Origin of the sequence: Paenibacillus sp. FSL R7-0340 (assembly GCF_038002205.1) — a bacterium.
Lineage (GTDB): Bacteria > Bacillota > Bacilli > Paenibacillales > Paenibacillaceae > Paenibacillus > Paenibacillus polymyxa_B.
Window position 1 is genome coordinate 222,752 of record NZ_JBBOBY010000002.1, and the last position, 20,811, is coordinate 243,562.

At 43.7% G+C, this 20,811-nt stretch carries 16 protein-coding genes; 15 read left to right on the forward strand and 1 reads right to left on the reverse strand.

The window, feature by feature from the left end; all coding sequences use genetic code 11:
• The first annotated feature begins 63 nt into the window (after window positions 1-63).
• Entirely contained in the window at window positions 64-975 is a 912-nt protein-coding gene (locus MKX59_RS23925; protein ID WP_264454225.1) for a LysR family transcriptional regulator, read from the forward strand.
• A 1,307-nt stretch (window positions 976-2,282) separates the two neighbouring features.
• Here the strand turns inward: MKX59_RS23925 and MKX59_RS23930 are convergent.
• The gene (locus MKX59_RS23930) at window positions 2,283-4,811 is read right to left on the reverse strand and encodes a helix-turn-helix domain-containing protein (protein WP_340859081.1); all 2,529 of its coding nucleotides are present in this window, start codon (window positions 4,809-4,811) and stop codon (window positions 2,283-2,285) included.
• Window positions 4,812-4,943: 132 nt separating this feature from the next.
• Here MKX59_RS23930 and MKX59_RS23935 point away from each other — a divergent pair, with 132 nt between their 5' ends.
• The 14 genes from MKX59_RS23935 to MKX59_RS24000 all read left to right on the forward strand — a co-directional run bounded on the left by MKX59_RS23935 (window position 4,944) and on the right by MKX59_RS24000 (window position 20,798).
• A complete protein-coding gene (locus MKX59_RS23935; RefSeq protein WP_023986848.1) occupies window positions 4,944-5,327 on the forward strand; it encodes a tautomerase family protein in 384 nt (127 codons plus the stop codon).
• A 49-nt stretch (window positions 5,328-5,376) separates the two neighbouring features.
• On the forward strand, window positions 5,377-6,012 hold the full coding sequence (locus tag MKX59_RS23940; protein ID WP_023986849.1) for an FMN-dependent NADH-azoreductase: 636 nt from the start codon (window positions 5,377-5,379) through the stop codon (window positions 6,010-6,012).
• A 161-nt stretch (window positions 6,013-6,173) separates the two neighbouring features.
• Entirely contained in the window at window positions 6,174-6,491 is a 318-nt protein-coding gene (locus MKX59_RS23945; protein ID WP_340859084.1) for a hypothetical protein, read from the forward strand.
• Between the two features lie 18 nt (window positions 6,492-6,509).
• Entirely contained in the window at window positions 6,510-7,193 is a 684-nt protein-coding gene (locus MKX59_RS23950; protein WP_053324557.1) for a metal-dependent hydrolase, read from the forward strand.
• Window positions 7,194-7,334: 141 nt separating this feature from the next.
• Entirely contained in the window at window positions 7,335-7,934 is a 600-nt protein-coding gene (locus MKX59_RS23955; RefSeq protein ID WP_340859403.1) for an ATP-grasp domain-containing protein, read from the forward strand.
• 962 nt (window positions 7,935-8,896) lie between these two features.
• Complete coding sequence (locus MKX59_RS23960) at window positions 8,897-9,595, forward strand: response regulator transcription factor (RefSeq protein WP_340859086.1); 699 nt, start codon at window positions 8,897-8,899, stop codon at window positions 9,593-9,595.
• A 2-nt stretch (window positions 9,596-9,597) separates the two neighbouring features.
• Window positions 9,598-11,058 carry a sensor histidine kinase gene (locus MKX59_RS23965; RefSeq protein ID WP_340859088.1) on the forward strand — a complete coding sequence of 487 codons (1,461 nt, stop codon included), beginning with the start codon at window positions 9,598-9,600 and terminating at the stop codon, window positions 11,056-11,058.
• A 3-nt stretch (window positions 11,059-11,061) separates the two neighbouring features.
• Window positions 11,062-12,207, forward strand: coding sequence for a hypothetical protein (locus MKX59_RS23970; RefSeq protein ID WP_071559361.1), 1,146 nt, complete (start codon window positions 11,062-11,064; stop codon window positions 12,205-12,207).
• Window positions 12,208-12,391: 184 nt separating this feature from the next.
• A complete protein-coding gene (locus tag MKX59_RS23975; protein ID WP_340859090.1) occupies window positions 12,392-14,194 on the forward strand; it encodes an acyltransferase family protein in 1,803 nt (600 codons plus the stop codon).
• 27 nt (window positions 14,195-14,221) lie between these two features.
• Window positions 14,222-14,920: an SGNH/GDSL hydrolase family protein gene (locus tag MKX59_RS23980; protein ID WP_028541104.1), complete on the forward strand. Its 699-nt coding sequence runs from the start codon at window positions 14,222-14,224 to the stop codon at window positions 14,918-14,920.
• A 47-nt stretch (window positions 14,921-14,967) separates the two neighbouring features.
• On the forward strand, window positions 14,968-15,960 hold the full coding sequence (locus tag MKX59_RS23985) for an LCP family protein (RefSeq protein ID WP_028541103.1): 993 nt from the start codon (window positions 14,968-14,970) through the stop codon (window positions 15,958-15,960).
• A gap of 129 nt (window positions 15,961-16,089) precedes the next feature.
• On the forward strand, window positions 16,090-18,903 hold the full coding sequence (locus MKX59_RS23990; RefSeq protein ID WP_076265434.1) for a M14 family metallopeptidase: 2,814 nt from the start codon (window positions 16,090-16,092) through the stop codon (window positions 18,901-18,903).
• A 322-nt stretch (window positions 18,904-19,225) separates the two neighbouring features.
• The gene (locus MKX59_RS23995) at window positions 19,226-19,507 is read left to right on the forward strand and encodes a hypothetical protein (RefSeq protein ID WP_256703711.1); all 282 of its coding nucleotides are present in this window, start codon (window positions 19,226-19,228) and stop codon (window positions 19,505-19,507) included.
• A gap of 181 nt (window positions 19,508-19,688) precedes the next feature.
• On the forward strand, window positions 19,689-20,798 hold the full coding sequence (locus MKX59_RS24000; RefSeq protein ID WP_068941295.1) for a TolC family protein: 1,110 nt from the start codon (window positions 19,689-19,691) through the stop codon (window positions 20,796-20,798).
• Window positions 20,799-20,811 lie beyond the last annotated feature (13 nt).

Genomic DNA, 20,811 nt, shown 5'->3' on the forward strand with positions numbered 1-20,811 from the left:
AGTAAAATTGAAATTCGAGAAGTTATCCATTGATTTTTTTGATACTATAGAATTGAGATTAAATTGAAAGTTGGTGAACTGATGGAAATACGTCATTTTATTACATTTAAAAAAGTTATTCAATTTGGTAGCTTTACACAAGCAGCAGAACATTTAGGTTACACTCAATCCACGGTCACTTCTCATATTCAAGCACTTGAAGAACATTTGGGTGCACCTCTATTTGATCGGATGGGTCGAAAGGTAAGATTGACTGATATAGGCAAGAAATTATTGCACTATACTCAAGAAATTTTGGATACTTACGGGAAAATCGAAAGCATTGTAAATGATGGTGATGAAATAAGAGGCGAGTTAAGGATTGCTGCTCCTGAATCTTTAACGGTTTATCGACTTGAACCTATATTAAGAGAATATAGAAATAAGTTTCCCCATGTAAGCATCATTCTAAGTAACGCTACTTGCGGAGATAACAAGAGAGCAATACTTAATGGTAGTGCAGATATTGCATTTCTTATGATGCCAACGTTTCAGGATTCAGATTTAATCGTACATTCTTTATTGGACGAGCCTATTGTCCTTGTTGGAAGTCATGACAACCCGCTGAATGTTTTAGATCAAAGCTATGAAAACCAAAAGTTAAACGAGTGTTTGATCACGAATGAGAAAGAATGCAGTTATCGAACCATGTTTGAAGAATATCTTCGAGAAAGAGGAATCTTACTTTCCAACACGATGGAACTTTGGAGTATTGAGGCGATAAAACGTTGCGTAATGAGTGGGCTGGGTATTGCTTGTTTACCATTAATAACTGTAAATAATGAAATCAAGGATGGAAGGTTAAAGGTTATTCCTTGCAAAGGTGATCTTAAACAGATCTCAGCCCAAGTTGTTTATCATAAAAACAAGTGGATTTCCCCCGCTCTATCAAAGTTTATCGATATTACATTGAAACACACAAGAGACTGGTCATGAGAGGAAATTATTTGTTAAGGCAACCGGAGGCCTTAGTTACATTTTCTCCTCCATAATAGCAGCTTAAAGCATGAAAAATAGGCAAATGATTCAGACTCAAGCGACCCTCATTTTGAAATCTTAATACCTATAGCTAAACCATAAACGGTTTTTCTTGAAACGGGCGCTGTAATGGAGTAACGAAAAAAGTCTTATTTCCCAGCATTTATTGAAAAATCAGGCTTTTAATATGAGGATTTCCTGAACGTTGTAATTCCGCATTTTCCTGACGTTACCCCGTAAAGAAATATTAGAAAAGGTAAAGACGGGCACACAACTTTATTGTATCCGCACAGGGGGAAATAATTGTAGTTGACTCGCTAGTACACAACTTTATTGTTCGAAGAAAGTGGTGTCATATTAAATAAGAAAATTTTTAGATTAAACGAGAAAATTATCATAATTGATGTTCGAAGAAAATAAAGTTGTAGACTGGAGTTGCTGATTTTACGCGATTGTCCATTTCAAAGGTCGTCAGCTTTTGAGAAATATGTTTTTCGACTGATCCGACAAATGCAACAGCGGCAGATAAGGAAGCGAAAATAAAATCCTAGACTGGCCGCTGTTGTGGTCAACATTCAACATCGTGTCCCGTTAGCCAAATAACACTGCAGTTTGTAAGAGAGCGTCCAGCCGCCCTGGGTCTATGTTCTGCAGCGACGCCCCAATCTCATGCATGTGGCGCCTTGCTTCCTCCAGCTTGGCGACAAGCTGCTTCTTGCTCTCTGGCTGAGGAGGCGTATATTGTAGGTCGGGGTAGTACCAGCGAAGCTGTCACAGCCCGTAAAGTAAACCAGTGAAAAGTCCGGTTTTTGTTGGTATCGTAACCATAGTTCTGCTGTGCACTCGTTATTCTGGTTCAACGTGGTTTCCAAGGCGCAAATTGAATTACTTTCATCATATGAGAGGGCTCAAGAAAAAAGATTATTCGAAGTTTATATCTTTAATGCTTTATTTTCCAGTGAATCAGGATTATTAACAATTTTAGTGCGAGGTAATGACCCGTCTGTACTTCTGAAAAAACTGTTAGCGAGGGTGCACCTTCAGTGATTCCGACCTGGATCAGTTCTGGTTACCTGACTTGCGGAAACAGAATCTTTTTCAACACAACATAGGTATGCTCGTTTTGCTTAATGTTGTGTTATGGCGACTTTTGTTGTTATCAAAAAATCCCTTTGGCCACAAGCAAATGAATTTCATCACTTTGTAGTTCAAGGGGGACAGCGTATGGTTCGTCTAGTTTATCTATTCATTCGATTGGCAACCCTCTATATCTCCAAAGCGTAGGCAAGCGCTTGAGCTTGGGTCATCTCTTTCCCTTTGTTCCACCATCTATACCATTCCTGTTCCTGCAAACCCTGCTGAATGGCGCTTACACTCTTACGATGTTCGTCAGGAAAATTGGGTATGCTACCCTCATCATAGGCTTGACGACCTTTCTCGGCTGCTCCAAGAAGGATCGCTGCATCGGTCAGCGCTCCCTGAGCGCATAAGGTAATCCCTAACCCCTCAATTCCTCGGGAGAGAACCCAGGACCCTCGATATATTTGGCTTGCGGCAATGCATTTCTTGAAATATTCGATTGATTGATCCAGCTTCCCGAGTTTCAAAGCGGTATACCCAAGACATTCATAGGGACCGGACACTTCCCACTGATCCTGTACCGTTTCAAAGAGATGTACACTTTCTCTCAGCAATACGGAAGCATCATTGTATCGGTGCTGTTCCAGCCGTATTTTGCCGTATGCATGCAGAGAAGAGGCAAGATTCCATGAGTCATGAGCGCTTCTCGCCAAGTCTGCACTCTGCTGTACAACCGTTTCCGCTTCCTCGATACGATTCTGCTTAATGTGGAGAAAAGCGAGCAAACGCAGGGATGAGGCTAACAGGGAAATCTCTTGTTGTTCACGGGCAATTTCCACACTTCGTGTCGCTGCTTCCATAGCTGTTTTTGTATGGCCCTGTATAAATTGAATAATACTCAATCCATGCCACGCTTTGGCTGAATCCGTACGAAAGGCATGGTTTTCTTCTTCCGTGTACAGAAATCTCTCCAACCAAAACAACCCATCTTTCAACCTGCCTTCGTGAAGCCAGAACCAATACAGATGCGCCGCCATATGAAGACCACTAGGACGGACCTGAACACTTGAATAAGACCATTGAAGTGCAGAACGCAGATTGGCATATTCCCGTCTTACCGCCTCGATGCAGGACTCACGTTCAATGCTCCGAAATTGGGATTCAGCCTGTAGAAGGTACTTCATGTAATACCTCACATGACGCTCATAGAGAGCATCTCGCTTGCGATCATCGGATTCTTCACGGAACTTGTCACTCGCATATTCCTTGATGGCCTCCAGCAGAAAATAGCGAATGGAGCCATAGTGCGAGCTGATTTGTGTGGAGACTAGAGACTTGTTAACTAGGCTCGACAAGAGATCAACCACGTCTACCACAGTTATGCGGTCTTCCCGATCGGGTATGTCTGGTTCACAGATGCAGATTCCTTCCACCGCCTCCAGTGTGAAACCTCCTTCGAATACACTAAGCCGTCTTAATAAAAGACGTTCCCTGCCCGTAAGTAGATTATAGCTCCAGTCAATTGTTGAACGTAACGTTTGGTGCCGGGGCGTGGCTGTTCGTTTGCCTACGGTCAGCAGGGTCAGCTGATTCGTCAGACGTTCTTCAATCTGTTCCAGGGTCAGCATATTCATTCGTGCCACAGCAAGCTCAATCGCTAACGGGATGCCCCCAATTTTCTTGCATATCGAAGCAATCCGTTTCAGATGGGGAAGGGAGACCGCAAAATGGGGAGCCTGAATGCTGGCTCGTTCCAGGAACAGTTGTACGGATTCATAGTTTATCAATTCCGTTTCGGAAAGTTCATCCAGTGTGACTTCATCCACGGGAAAAGAAAGCGGAGGGATTCGGTAAACATACTCTTCTGCAATGTTAAGTGGCTCTCGACTGGTCGCCAAAATGGATAACTCTGGTGCCTCTGCCAGAAGAGACTCGGCCACCGTGGCGATGACATCAATGAGATGCTCACAATTATCGAAAATAAATAGCATATTACGGTTGATTGCCGTTTCCAGTATAACTTGTACATCGGGCTGGCTCCCTTGGTTTGACAGCCCCAGCGTGGATAAAAGAAACGGACCCACGTCATGCGCTTCACTGATTGCACCAAATTCAAACATCCAGATGCCTTGCGGAAAACGTTCCGTAAGCGTCGAAGCCAGTTCGACAGCAAGGGACGTTTTGCCGATTCCACCAGATCCAATGATGGAAACTAGCGCGTGGTGAGTTAACTGCTCCGCCAAGGCATCTCTGGATTGATGTCGTCCAACAAAGGTGGATGGCATCTTCCGTAATCGGGCTGGTGCCGTGACCGCGGTACCTCGCTTTTCTTTGCCTGTCTCCGGCTGTATAGCTTTGGTTGTCATCAGCGTTTCAAACCAGGCGTTATCAAAATCCTCAAACTCGCGTCTCGTGGCTGAACGCGCTTCCGATAAACGCTTTACAGCCATCCAAAGCTGTTCAGCTTCCTGGCGAGGATCTCCCTTCAGAAACAACCCTTCTTCCCAAAAAAACTGAATAATCTGCTTGAGGTTTCCGATGCTGGGTAGACGATCTCCACTTTCCCATTGCTGTACCGTCCTTGGATCAACACCAACCCGCTTCGCCAGATCCACTTGCCGCATCTTTTTTGACGTCTCTCGTCTGGAAGGTCTCGTACGAATTTTTTTGATCCATTCATGTGGCCAATCTTTTGCGTATTTACTGTCATCCATTCAATCACCTGAATTTCATAGTTTGAGCAACTTGAACACACGAACAAACACGAACTTATGTACATTCGTGCTCTGGATTGTAGCAGATAAAATAATCCATATCAACATAAACAAAACAAGGAGGTAACACTGATGCCTTTAACTCGCATTGTTACACTGAAGGGTCGTCCGAGTAAAGAGAAAACGCAGATCGGGGAAGTTGTCTTGCAAACTGTCGTGGATAAACTGCATGTACCTGCAAACGATCGGTTTTTGATTATTGAAGAACTGGATCGCGAAAATTTGAGTTTTGATCCAACGTGTCTCGACATTGAAAGAAGTGATGGATTTCTTATCATTCAAATCACTTTGAACATCGGTCGTTCTGATGAAGTGAAAAAAGATTTTTACGCGGCACTTGCCGAGCAGTTGCATCAGAAGATTGGTATTCGTAAAGAGGATGTATTCATCAATCTTATTGAGGTTACGAAAGAAAACTGGTCGTATGGCAATGGTCTTGGTCCATTCCTCGCCTAACTCATTACCCATCATAAATTTCGTTTATATAAGAAAGGAAGTCATAACCATGTCAACATTATTATATATTACTGCTCACCCTGGTAACCCGGAAGCATCCTACAGCCTTGCTGCCGGCGAACAATTTGTACAAGCTTATCGCGAAAGCCACCCACAGGATGAGGTTATTCATGTGGATCTGTATCGACGCAACATTCCGTACATTGATGCTGACGTATTGGAAGCGTGGGGCAAGCTGCAAACGGGCGGTACGTTCAATCAACTGACAGTGGAACAGCAGCAAAAAGTAACTCAGTTAAATGAACTCCTGGAGGAGTTCGTGACAGCAGACAAATATGTGTTCGTGACACCGATGTGGAATTTCTCATATCCTCCGGTGATGAAAGCATACATTGATTCCTTCTGTGTCAGAGCTAAAACATTCAAATACACCGAAAACGGCCCGGTCGGCCTGCTCAAAAACAAAAAAGCGTTCCACATCCAAGCTAGTGGCGGCGTGTACTCCGCAGGTCCTGTCGCTGATCGGGAGAACGGCAGCCGTCACCTGAAAACCGTACTGAATTTTGTGGGAATTACTGACGTGGATCATCTATACATCGAGGGTATATCTTCAGCAGGAGAGCGTGCGCCTCAGATCAAAGCCGAAGCCATTGGACAAGCACGTACAGCAGCGCAAAACTTCTAAGCAATGATGAAGCATGTATCGTAAAACATGTTTGCATACATCTCCGGCTCACGTTTGTCATTCAAAATCTGTTCGGTACGTCTCCGCAGCTATTCAGCATACTGTTTGCCCTGAACGGACTGGGACTAATCATTCCAGGTCAGATTACAGGGCGACTGTCAGTGAGCATTAGCGGGCAAACTCTGTTTATAAGCGAAATTACGCTGGCAACTGTGAGTGGTTTAATCTTATTCATTGTGCTGATCAGTGGTGGGAGACTGTATGCCGTTTGCATACCTCTATTTTTCACCGTTTCCAGCGTCGGTATCGTAACCACAACCGGTTCCTCCCTTGCGATGCAAAACTATGTACAAGCGGCACCTTTGACCGGCCTCGGTGGGGGTAAATTGGCCATACCCATGGGCCTAATTATTGTGTTATCCAACATGGTTGCGTTTTATATGATCTTCACCCGCAGAAAACCCGGCAACAATCAATGAATTCAAGGAGGAAGCATAATGAAGGTGACCTATCATGGACATTCTGTTGTAAAAATTGAGACTCTCGGGAAAATCATTCTGATCGATCCGTTTATTACAGGGAACGCCAATACGGACCTGGATGCATCCACGGTAAAGACGGATGTGATTCTGTTAACCCATGGGCACGGCGATCATGTGGGAGATACCGTAGAGATTGCCAAACGTAACAACGCGCTGGTTATTGCTTCGGCAGAACTGGCGGACCTGCTCGGATGGGAAGGCGTACGTACACATGCAATGAGCATCGGCGGAGCGTATACATTTGACTTTGGGAAAGTAAAATTGACACAAGCTTTTCATAGTTCAAGTCATGTATACAAAGAAACAAAAACAATTATCTATACGGGGATGCCCACGGGAATACTGTTTTCCGCCGAAGGCAAAACGCTGTTTCATGCCGGGGACACAGGCCTGTTTTACGATATGAAGGTGATTGGAGAACGCAATGCAATTGACCTGGCTTTTCTACCCATCGGGGACAATCACACTATGGGTCCAGAAGACGCCGCAGTGGCTACAGAATGGCTTCAGGCCAAACAGGTTGTACCGATCCATTTCGACACGTTTCCGTTCATTAAGCAAGACCCCCATTTCTTTGTTTCGTTACTGCCGACCGGGGTAGGGGTAGTTCTTGAAGCTGGTGAGGGAATTGAACTTTAACGCTGATCATTTTGACTTTATCACGAAATAATCGGCCGAAAACAAGAAAACAAAGAAGTCCATCTTATACGATTATCAAGAGATATTTTTGAATAGCCCAGTAAGGTAGGGGGGATTTCAATTATCCGCTCTTTCGAACAGATTGAAGACGCGTTGCGTCATAGCACACAGCAGGATGAATATATATTGGATGGTACGCTGGTGATTGAGGAGTATATAGACGACGGGGAAGAATACAGCGTTGAGGTGCTGACGACTAATGGAAGGCACGAAGTGCTTGCAATCACAACCAAAGAGGTGGTAATGCCTTATTTCATAGAGGCTGGTCACCTGTTACCCGCACCTTTGAAAATGGAAGATCGAGAGGCTATTCAAGAAACGGTATGCAGTTTACTCACTTCCATTGGACATCTTGAAGGCCCCTCACATACAGAAATCAAGCTACGGCGAGGCATACCGTACATTATCGAGTCTCACACACGATACGGTGGCAATCAAATTTGGGATATGGTTCGGCTAACCACAGGCGTCAACATGCAGCGTGCTACCGTGTGTCATTTGCTCGACATTCCTTATGTGAAAGAGAAGGTGAAATATCCGTTCCGCTGCATAAAATTGTTGCTGCCACAAGTGGAAGGAAAGGTCGTCATTATGAGCGTCAATGGAGTAAACGAGGCGGAGCATGCGCTTTCATTAATCCGAATTGAAACAGCCTCCATCCAGCAGGTTCAATCTATCTGAGCACAACTTGCACGAGACTGTTCATTTGTATCGGGTCTGCCCAAGGGCAGACTCTTTTTTTGTACAAGAAAAAGTCCATCTTATAATCGTCAGCTTGGTTTTTTTTGTGAAAATATGGTCCAAAGGTCCTTTGTTCTGAACCAATTAATAAAAATATATAAAAAAGATAGAGAATTCCTTATCAAAGATATTGGATTTTGGTACTCAATTTTATTGTTTATCGCACAAATTTTAGTTGACTCGCTAGTACACAACTTTATTGTATATATAGAACCACATAATAAGCTAAAAACGTTGATACGCCAAGGGGTACTGGTACACAACTTTATCGTCCGAAGAGAGGTGTCATATTTAATGAAAAAATTTTCAGATTAAACGAGAAAAATCATCATAATTGACAAAGAAGAAGTTATACAAATTATTGATTGTATAAATACTCATTTTTAGAGTTGTGGATATTCTCATGAAATATGAAAATTAGGGCAGATCTAATAACTTCGAGTCAATGAGTTCTCATTAATTATGAAAATGATCCTCAAATAATGCATGTATTCTGCTGTTGTTTTCTCATTAATTATGACACCACACATGTGAGTAACTATTAGAAGAGGAATTACTGAATAAAAATTATCTGCAATTATAATTAAGATTAATTGTAGTATGCACCGAGTCTAAACGGGAGAAATAGTTTGTTTAATAATTACTAGTTTGTAAGATGTCATACTTGTTGGAAACATGTGATGATATTTTCCTTGAATTTATTGGATCGCTAAAGCAGCCTCCTTTTGTTTCCAAATATTTCATAGCTCTCTATGCTGTAATCAAAACCATGCGCAGTCATTTGCGCGTGGTTTTTTACGTAAAAACATTTACAATATACATTTGATTGTTTTCCCCTGAATGATTAATATAATGGACAATGTCATAAACCTGCCGTATTAAAAATAGAGATGAGGATTGCTATGAATAAAGCAAAGATTCTTATTATTGAAGATGATGCCCCGATTGCCGACTTGCTTTCGTACGGGCTTTCTATGGAGGGGTTCCAGACACGCACAGCGGCCAGCGGAGCAGCGGGAATGCATGAGTTGCAGTCGTTTCAGCCCGATTTGCTGCTGCTGGATTGGATGCTGCCTGACCAGAGCGGTCTAGATATTTGCAAAAAGGTGACTATGGACTATAACATACCGATTTGCATGATTACGGCCAAATCGGATATTACCGATAAGATTCTCGGCCTTGAATTCGGTGCCGATGATTATATTACCAAGCCTTTTGATCTGCGCGAAGTTGTTGCACGCATTCGAACCATTTTGCGCAGAGTGGAGCAGGCGAGCAGCCTGGACAGGGAAGAAGCCGCGAAAGCCGTCATTAGGTTTGAAAATATTGAAGTGATCGAAGAAGAACGGCTTGTCCAAAAAGAGGGCCGTCCCGTTGAATTGACCCCCAAGGAATTTGACCTGCTTATGATGCTGGTTAAACATCCGGGCAGAAACTTTACACGTTCCGAACTGCTTGATCTAGTATGGGGTTATCATTTTGCCGGAGATACCCGTACGGTTGATACGCATATCCAAAGACTCCGCAAAAAGCTGGATGCCACTGGATGCATTACTACCGTCTTCGGAATCGGGTACAAATTTAAAAAAATGGGTGGATAAGCATGATACGTAAAATCAGCATCAAATTTCTGATCGGTTTTTTTCTGATTTTTTCGTTTTCTTTTGTCGTGCTTAATCAGACAGTCAAGGAATTTATCCGGACAAGCAATCAGAATTTGGTTACCTCCGAACTGATCGGACTGAAAAACAATAGCAATGTGTATGTGCGCCAGGCTTTCCTGATTAACCATTTCAGCAGCAATGAGCTGTATTTTGGAGAGATTGCCAGGGAGATAGCAACTGATCTGAACCATACCACGGACAGCAGTGTTGGCGTATATACGGTGAAAGGCAAATTGCTTTATGCCCCGGACAGCTCCTTATTTCAGCAGCAAATGCAAAGCGATCTACAGCAGGCGATTGATGGCAATACAGCGTACAGCATTACTTATGATCGTAATAAGACGACTGTCCTTTTCTCCTATCCGGTTGTTATAGACGGTTCAAAGGTGGGCATACTGCGTTTTTACAAAGATTTCAGCTCACTCTACGAACAAACCGGACAGATTCGGCAGATTACTCTCTATATTGCCTTGGCGATTTTTGCGGCAGCCTTTCTGTTTTCCTATATTCTTTCCAGGCATATTACCATCCCGCTGACCAGACTGACGCAAGCATCCACCGAGGTGAAAAACGGGAATCTGGATATCCGCCTTCATTTTAAACGCAGGGATGAAATTGGCCGATTGGCCGAAAATTTTAATGATATGATTGATCAAATTAGTAGACAGATTCATATTATTGAGAAGGACCGGGACCATTTGAAGCAACTTCACCAGCAGGAAAAGCGCTTTTTTGACAATATCACTCATGAACTGAAAACGCCGTTAACCTCCATTCTGGGATATGCAGAGCTGATCAGGCTGAACGGTGAGAAAGATCGTGCTTTTTTTGATAAAGGAATGAATCATATTATCGAGGAGAGCAGGCGCCTGCATGCGATGGTGCTAAAACTGCTGGAAGTTTCACGCAAAAATATCATGATCAATGAGCTTGATCGGGTGGATATCGGGCTGATCCTGCGGGATGTGTGTGAATCGATGACGATCCGGGCACAGCGCTATAAAAAGACCATCGAATATGAGATTAGTGAGGAATTGATCATGTTGGCCGATGGGGACAGAATCAGACAGCTGTTCATCAATTTGATAGATAATGCGATAAAATACAGTTTGCCGTTTTCGGCAGTATCGGTAAAAGCGGTGCGGTCAGAAGAAAAGATCCGCTTGATCTTCAGCAATCCAAGCGATCCGATTGAGGCAGAACATCTGTCACGCTTGTTACAACCATTTTATCCGGCTTATTCCGACAGCGCGGAAGAAGGCAGTGTAGGCTTGGGTCTCAGTATTGTGAAATCCATCGTTGAAGAATTTGCAGGTTCCATCATGATTACAAACGAGCATAATGAAACAATCGTAACGGTGGAATTTAAAGCTCTGGAAACCGCGGGGAACGGAGAATGAATAATGGGCAATAAATATAAATATTTTGTAATGCTGCTGGTCGTATCTCTTGTGGTATTGCTGCTGTCAGGATGCAGTTCAGAACCAAAAACAGAGACCGTCGTCATCACCGACAGCAATGAAGTTTCCAGTGCTGATCAAAGCTCTCGGCCGTTTCAGGTCCAAAAAATATATCGGCTTCCGGATCGTTTTGCGAATACGGGTCAGCTGCTGGGCTGGTCGTCTGCAGATGCTGTCATCGCTTCGTTCGGAGCCATGACCATACTGAAGCGAGGCACGCTGGAACGTTTAACTTATCCGTATGAGCAGAGTAAGGCCATACCCGGAATCGGCAATGTAACTTCCAATACTATACTTTCTCCCGATGGTAAATATATTTGCGAATTTTCTCGTTCTTCCTCGGAGACAACCTTAAAGCTTATTTCCTTGCAGGATGGCAAAGAAAAGGAAATAGACAGGATCAGTACCAGAAACGATTCTTATGTACAATATGTTTCCTGGTCTGCCAACAGTTCGTATATCGGCTACCTGGTAGAAAACCCGGTTGATAATGGAGCTGATAGCCTGTATATCTACGATATGGGGGCTCAAACTTCCAGCAAATATCAGTTAAAAGGTATCCTAAAGGGAGACACGCTTTTGAGTGTTAACCTTGCAAATGATGGTCGCAGCGTACTGCTGCAGTTATTTCGTGCAAAACAAGGTCAGAAAAAGGTGTTAACCATGGGGAAGGTTTCCGGGAAGAATATTGAGTTTCAATACGAGCGTCAGTTTGGTGGAGATTCAGTAGCCTGGATGAATAACGACCAGTTTGTGTTTCTCGGAACGGATAGTTCATTGTACGAATATGATCAGCGAAACGGAGAGCTCTCCGTCATTCTGGAAAAAGTGCTTGATTTTGAATTCTCGCCTGACAGGAAAAATATCGCATACACCGTGTATGATCAAAATGTCACTTACGTAGGCAAGGTGCAAGGAAGAAATATAATGTACAACGAACCGGTGTATCGCGGAATTTTGCCGACGCATATGTACTGGAATCCGAACAATAAAAGTGTACTGCTTCAAGGACAAAAGCAATTGGATTCCTCGCAGACTGCGCCAACAGATTCTCCTAGCAAGGAGTCATTGATCATTGAATTGAAATAGTGATTAGGATCGCCATATTTGTATATGTCAAAAACCTTATTTCGGTTGTTCAGCCGGAATAAGGTTTTTCTTTTTGCAACCGTTGTGACAATTTGTTTACATGTTGATCAAACTTTAGCGACATCTTTTTTCTATAGTAAATGAAGCAAGATCATTAGCCTATAAGGACAAGGAATGGACCATAGTGAATGGAAACCGGAATTTGCACCTGAATCAACCCATAAAACGTTATATGACCGGTCTGGATGGGCTAAGGGCCATCTCCGTGCTTGCTGTTATTGCTTATCATCTTCATTTCAGATGGGCAGAGGGTGGGCTGCTGGGAGTGGAGATTTTCTTCGTCCTGTCAGGATATCTAATTACGGATCAGATCCTTTTTGAATGGAGGACGCGCAGCGGTTTTTCTATTGTGCAATTCTGGATAAGACGAATGCGCAGACTACTGCCAGCAATGATCTTTATGATGACTGCAGTGGCATTGTGGTTTTTAATTACCGATTTCTCCAGACTGCAGGAATTAAGAGGGAATTTTGTATCCTCGCTTTTTTACGTAAACAACTGGTATCTCATTTTTCATCATGTTTCCTATTTTGAGAGCTTTGGCCCGCCTTCTCCAATCGGGCACCTCTGGTCGCTTTCCATTGAGGAACAGTTTTACGTAATCTGGCCGCTTGTTCTACTGATCGGTCTGTGCCTTGCACCGCGACGAGGCAGACTGATGTTATACATTCTGGGTTGCGCCGCCGTATCCGCCATAGCAATGGCCGTTATATACGAACCCGGAACAGATCCAAGCAGGGTGTATTACGGGACGGACACGCGGGCGTTTGCCATTTTAATCGGAGCGGCTCTGGCGGTAATCTGGCCCAGCTGGAGACTGAGCGACAATGTATCTTCTTCGTCCCGGACCACGCTGGATATGACTGGCGTACTGGGCATTGTAATGCTGTTTATCCTGATCGGTCAGACCAACCAGTTTGATGATTCGCTGTATCGCGGCGGTTTTCTTTATTTATCACTCATTACTGCAGTTGTTATTGCTGTACTTGTTCATCCGGCCAATCGACTGGAACGATTGCTCGGCTGCCGGCCTCTAAGCTGGATCGGTAAGCGATCTTACAGTCTGTATATATGGCATTATCCGGTCATTATTTTATCAAGTCCCGCGGTAAGTACCGAAGATGCCAGCTATATGCGCATTGCTCTGCAGGTAATGGTCAGTTTCATAATGGCGGGTCTTTCCTACAGATACATCGAAGAGCCCATCCGCCGCGGGACCTTTGGGACCAGCCTAAAATCACTCCGCAGATCAGGCGCTAGCAGCCGACTAGGTCTTGTCGTAATTGTTATCGCCATCATTCTGGTCCTGACATCATGGAAGACGGATTCACCAGATCCTGTACCCGATGTGCCAGCAACCGTAAGCCGGGAATCCGTCCAGACAGAAAAGCTGCAATCCGGCTGTTCCGCTGAAAATCATTCCGCTGAAAATACAGGCCATTCCGCAGAAGGAGAGGGGGTCACGGCGATTGGAGATTCTGTCATTCTGGATGCCGCCCCGTTTCTGGAAAAACAGCTTCCCGGTATCATCATAGATGGCAAGGTGGGACGGCAAATGTCACAGGCCGAGGATGTGCTTGATGGCCTGCGGGCACAGGGCAAACTTGGCCATAAAATTATTATTGAACTCGGCACCAACGGCGTTTTTAACCAGAGTCAACTGAAGTCCTTGCTGGCTTCACTGCAGGATTCCCGGCACATTTATCTGATAACGACCAGAGTACCGAGAGGGTGGCAGAATACCGTAAATGACAATCTACGTGAAATTGCTGGTGAATTTCAAAATGTCCGGCTTATCGACTGGTATTCGGCCAGCGAAAACCGCAACGATCTGTTTTATGACGATGGTGTTCATCTGAAACCAGAAGGCGCTCAGTATTATGCCTCGTTTTTGATTGATGCTATCAAACAAGATAAAACCTACTAGCATGTTAAAGGGAAGGATGAACTAGGTATGAACAAAAAAAATGGATGGATGGTAAAAACATTAGGGGGTTTTATGGTTATCCTTATCGCTTTAGGAGCCATCGGCCTCCATATGCACGCAAAGCAAAATTCGGATGATAACGAATCACGCAGCAAGGATTCTTCTCTATACAATCTTGATGCGATGCAGCCCGCTGCACAAAAGCGTGCGGCTTCCAGCACCAGCGGAGAACAAGCTCAACCATCCGCTTCCTTAAACGGCGAGGGCGTCACGATGATTGGAGATTCGGTTACGGTCGGAATTGAGCCTTATTTAAAAGAGCAGCTTCCGAATATGACGGTTGACGGCAAGGTTGGCCGGCAGATGTCTCAAGCTATAAAAGTCATTAATGAATTGTCCGCCCAAGGCAAACTGGGAGACCAGGTCATTATCGAACTCGGCACCAACGGTCCGTTTAGCAAAGACCAACTGCGCGACGTACTGCAATCCCTTTCTGGAGCCAGACAGGTAATCTTGGTTACCACCCGGGTGCCGAAAGGCTGGCAAGACACGGCGAATGACACGATTGCACAGGTCGCTGGTGAATACAGTAACGTCAGCGTGGTGGACTGGTATTCGGCTAGTGTAGGCAAAGATGAATATTTTTATAGAGATGGCGTCCATTTAAAACCAGATGGTAGCCGATACTACACTTCACTTCTCGTAGCAGCCTTGCAAAAATCTTAAATACAGAAAGGGGCAGGGGCGTTCATCATCCAGAAAGGAAGAATGACATGACACAGAGGAAAAAGAGGATATTGACTGTAACATTGTTACTTGTGGTCGCTGCTGTAATCTTTGTCTTTTACTATTTCTTGTCCATTTACAAAGGATTAGAAGGACTTAACAAAACACCGGCAAACTCCTCGTTCATTAAAGTAAGCACCGATAATGCCGAAGCTCTGGAAGCTCCGGAGTGGGAGGGAACCGAGCCTGTCAACATTCTGCTGATGGGTGTGGATGCCCGTGGAAGTGACAAGGGCGAGGTACCCAGATCCGACAGCATGTTGGTCGTTTCATTGAATCCTGCCAATAAGCATATTCATGTATTTTCGATTCTTCGAGACACTTATACGGATATTCCCGGGTACGGCAAAAATCGAATTAATACCGCTGTTACGCATGGGCCAGATACGGCGATGAAAGCAGTCAGCGAATTGCTGGGGGTGCCTGTTCATTTTTATGTATATACGGATTTCCAGGGGTTTATTAAACTCGTGGATGCTGTAGGCGGACTCGATTTTTATGTCGAAAAGGATATGTACTATGAGAGCAAAGCCGATCAGCATGAGTATGATATTAATTTAAAGCAGGGACAGCAGCATTTCGACGGCAAAACGGCGCTTCAATATGTCCGTTTTCGTCATGATGCCATGTCCGATTATTCCAGAACAAAAAGACAGCGGCAATTGATTACGGCATTAGCCGAGAAGGTAAAAACAACGACTTCCATTATGAAGTTTCCTTCCATTCTAGAGGAAATCAGTCCGTATATCGATACCAATTTGTCAGTCTCTGATATGTGGAATTTGGCTTCGGTAGGGTATCAAAGTACATTACAGGGAAATGAACAAATACCGCCAATGAAGCTGTTAAAAGAAACCTATGTTGGCAGAGCGGCTGTTCTGGACGTAAAAAGTCGAACGGATTTGAAGCAATTTGTGCAAAGTATCATAAACTCCGACGCTTCTAACTCGATTACAGACAATCCTTCCGAACAAAAGTAGAAAACAGATTTTGAATAGGATTGGACAATATATAAAATCATCATTTGCCGGACAATAGTCTGTTAAATGCTCTTTGTGAATAAAGAAGAGTACAACATGGTCTTTCGGTTATAAATAGGGGGAAAAAGAATGGGTACAAAACCGATAGTAAAGTTCTGCTTGGCGTTAACCATATCCGCCGCCATGCTTCTGGAGATCACTGCTCCGCACATGGCTATGGCTGATGCTGCACAGCGTGCAAAAAGCACGTTATTGAACGATAAACAGAGTCAACCAACAAAAACAATTTCAACGCAAGGTGAAAATACCCGGACACTGAAATTGGATAACAATGTAGCATCCATGACGAAGAAAAGAACAATTAAAGCTAGATTTAAACTTCCGAAGGGGACCAATATAAAGAAAATACGCTGGACATATGGTGGAAAGCCATTATCGGAATGGAAATCGTACAAGAATGGCGATTATAATGGCGCCCCCTTTATCACAGTTACTCAGATAAAAGCAGAAAACGGAGAAGTCACTGCAAATATCAATTTCGGTCTTACTTACGGTACGGAGAATCTTGCCGAACCGAGTCTGCAGCGTCCGCTATACGCTTCCCTGATGGGGACCTATGAACTGGCTGCAGTAGTCAACGGAAAAACTGTTGCCCGTGCTCCCATGAAACTGGTCCCGTACGACAGCTTCCGCACGTATGACGAACTGAAGCCGGAGATTGATGCGATTACGGCACAGGCAGCTCAAAAAAACAACAGATACATTAAAACGATGTCGATCGGCAAATCCGTGGAAGGCCGCGATATTTATATGACTGTGCTTGCCAAAGATAAAGCAACGATTGACAAATATCAGAATGTAACTCATCCTGACATGCTGAATCATCCTGCAAAGCTGGAGAACGATATTAAATCCGGTGCATTCGGAGATTATCAAGTGCCCATCTGGATCAACAATATTCATCCAAATGAAGCGCCGGGCTTTGATGCGATTATCAATTATTTTAAGACCATGGCCCTCGATAAAAATGTTACGTACAAGACCACCCCGTCCAATGGAAAATCGAGTACGGTAACTCTGAATTTGGATGATGCGCTTGATCATGTATTTTTCCTGTTCCTGTATACGGAGAATCCGGATGGAAGGGTTCATACCGAACGTTCTAATGCTGAATATTTTGACTTGAATCGGGATAATTCATATCAAACTCAGCCTGAAACACGCAGTATAACAGAGCAAATCGCCAGATGGTCGCCGATTTCTTTCCTAGATCTGCATGGGTTTGATAAGAATTTTCTGATTGAGCCTACCACACCGCCTCACAATCCGAATATTGAATACGATTTGCTTATGGATAACATGGTAGAACAGGCAAAAGTGATGGGTGAAGCAGGTATTGCAAACACGAAGTATGATTACTACCATATTCCTTATGAAGAACATCGTAAAACGGCCGAAAATCCTAAATATGTTTCCAAAGGAACTGCTTCGGGATGGGACGATGCGTCTCCAGCCTATACAGCTGTCTTCGCCATGCACCATGGTGCAATGGGACATACGCTGGAAACACCTGAATCGAATGAGGAGTCGACCAAAGCATTGTACTATAGTGTCGCTGCAGCAACCGATTATGTTATGGAAAAGAAAGAAAAGTTATTTTTGAACCAGCTGAAAATATATGAACGTGGAATTAATAATATGGATGATCATGCCGTAGATCGGTATCTAGTCAATGCAAAAAATCAAGTCATTGGCCGCCCGCGTCACGGTAATAAGAATTTTTTCCCTGAATATTACGTTTTGCCGACTGATAAAAGTCTTCAAAAAAATCCGCTGGAAGCCTACCGGATGATTGAATATTTTATCCGCAATGGAGTAAAGGTTGAACGCTCGACAAAAGCTGTAAGTGCTGCTGGCAAGACCTACCCTGCAGGTTCATTTATCATAAATATGCATCAGGCCACACACGGCATTGCAAACATGGTTTTATATGATGGTATTGACGTCTCAGATTATGCTTCCGTAGCTGGCGAGATTGTACAGGACTTTCCAGTCCTACGAGGATTTGAATGTGATGCGATTAGAGAAGCCGGAGTGTTTGCGGGCAAAACTTCTCCGGTGACTTCCGTATCGATTCCGGCAACACAAATGCCGAATCATTCTGCCTATGTTTTAATTCGAAACACCAATAACGATGCCATCAAAACCGTTAATGAATTGCTTAAATCCGGCAAAGCGGTTACGATGCTATCCAAAAGCGGAACAGGATATGAAGCGGGTGACTTTGCAGTGGCCTATGATGATCTGCACCCGCTGGCCTCGAAATACGATCTTGATGTAACGGCATTCGGCAATAACAGACCTGTTGGCAAAGTTCTTAAACCTTCTACGGTAGCCGCTCTCGGCGAACCAGCTTATGTGCTCAAAAATCTCGGTTTTAAAGTGACCGATGATCAGCAGCATGCCGATGTGCTGGTGAATACATTCGATTCCGACAAACTTGTCGAGAAAGGGAAGCCTTACATTGCTTATGGAAATATGGGGATGGTTAATGTGAAAAACTGGATTCCCCAATTTGCGTTTGCTGGACCGACATGGGAAAGATACGAAGGGGTCTTCCTGGCGAATATCAAACAGGATCATGTGATTACAGCTCCTTACGATAGTGAAGAATACTTCTACACCGTTACAGGTTCTTACATTACGAAACTACCTAAAGCAGCAAAAGTTCTTGCAACCATAAGTAATAAAGAAAACTTCTTCAAAGCGGGCTGGTGGCCAGGTCACGATGCCGCAAGAGGAAAGATCATGGCCTTCACCTATAAGGAAAACAAAAAGAATCTTACTGTTTTCTCCAATGATCTAACCAATGGCGCTCATTCACAGCAGCAATTCCGACTACTGGCCAATTCAATTTTTAATGCCGTCGCCGAAAAATACTGAGTGACTTTTAATAATATTGCAAACAACCTTATTCCAGTGATCAACTGCGAATAAGGTTGTTTTTGCGATAAAACGGTTTCGCCTACTGTGACATTTTGTTTACAACTTGATCAAACTTTAGCGACATCTGCAGGATATATTGGACTATAGCGTGACATCAATCCTCTGCATAACCAGGTTGATAAAAATGTGAATTCAGTATTTTCAGGGAGGAATGCAAGTTGCTAAGCAGTATAAAGCTGATGAGCAGATTCGTCAGAGAGTATGTGGAGGAGACAAGAATTAAGGATACTGTTTATTCCAAAAGCGTTCGACCCGCACAATGGTTACAACAGCAGCAGTTTTGCTCGTGACGGCCCCGCCGCTAATGGTTCTTGGATCAAGCATTTTCTCGAGCGCCTATCTTCTTAGTGATATCGCGGGAGGTTCGATGTCTGCTCTCGCCTGGGCTCCTGCATTTGTTACTGGTATGGCCATTGGTCGCTTTGCTCTCACCAGGATGCGAACTGCTCTCTTACTCACAGGCAGCGGTATCGTTATGCTTGTTATTCGTACAACACTGGCTGCTTATGTACTTCCGAATTGGAGTCTGCACCTTGAATAATGGCTGGTAAGTGTGCACGGAGCTGCTCCTGCACAGCCGGATGAATACGCAATTTGGCCTCTTATAACGTTAAAAATATTTAGTATCATTCCATCTTATACTTTTAATATTGAGGAAAATATAAGATTCGTATAACAACGTATTTATATAAAGATATAAAAATTGGAAAGAAGGCGGTTCTATGAAAAAACACATGTTGATTTTATTGCTATTGGCCTTATCGGCCAGTTCTTTATCAGCGTCCTTTGTTCAAGCAGAAGAGGCGCAGCAGCAGTCTTCCAATACAAGTGTGAAATTAACACTGAGTCAAGCCCAGCAATGGGCGCGATCAAATAGCTTTAGCTTGAAGGAAGCCCAGCAAACGATAGATCGTAACCGGATTAACCTAAAAAATGCAGGTAAGAATTTGGATTTTATTCCGGCAGGTACAGGCAACGGTGAGGAAGATGCGGCTAGTAGCTCAGCTTGGAAGGGGTATGCCTCATCGACGGTTTCTTATTTGGAATCTAAGAAGCAAATTGAACTTGCCCAAGATCAGACAGACTACGCTACAATGAAAAACTATTACGATGTACTTCTGGCTGATAACAAAGTGAAGAGCAGTGAGGATGCACTTACGCTTGCGTTATTGGAGGAAAAAGCTGCTGAGGCGAAAGCCAACCGTGGGAAAATTTCTCCAGGTGATCAAAGCACCATTACTCAGAATCGACTAGAAGCACAAAAGAATGTAGAGATTGCAAAAGCTGCGCTTCGAAAAGCGATGGATTCACTAAATACGCAAATGGGGCAACCTCAAGGTACGGTGTATGAACTGGTTGATCGACCTGTTTACCGGAAGATGGATAACACGAATTTAGATACGCTGGTGACGCGTGCAATCTCGGCGAGTCCTTCGGTATGGAGGCAGGAGGAGGCTGTCAAGCTGGCAAAGATGGAAGTTAAATATTACACGTGGAACTCAGGAAATGATGATTATGAAATTAAACAGATTGAAGTAGATTCAGCAGAAGGCGGATTGGAAAATACCAAGGACCAATTAGCAGAAACACTGAAGAGTATGTACTTTAACTTACAGCAGAGTTATGAACAATACGAACAAATGCAAAGTAATCTGCAGAACACTAATAAAGTATTAGATATATCTCGTAAAAAAAAGGAACGAGGATTTGCTACAGGTACAGAGGTCGCCACGAATCAGTTAAAAGTGAAGCAAATTGAACGGAATAAGGATGAACTAATTGTTCAAATGACAATGCTACAACATGCTTTAAACAAGCCGTGGAGCGTATAGGTTTTAGAAAAAA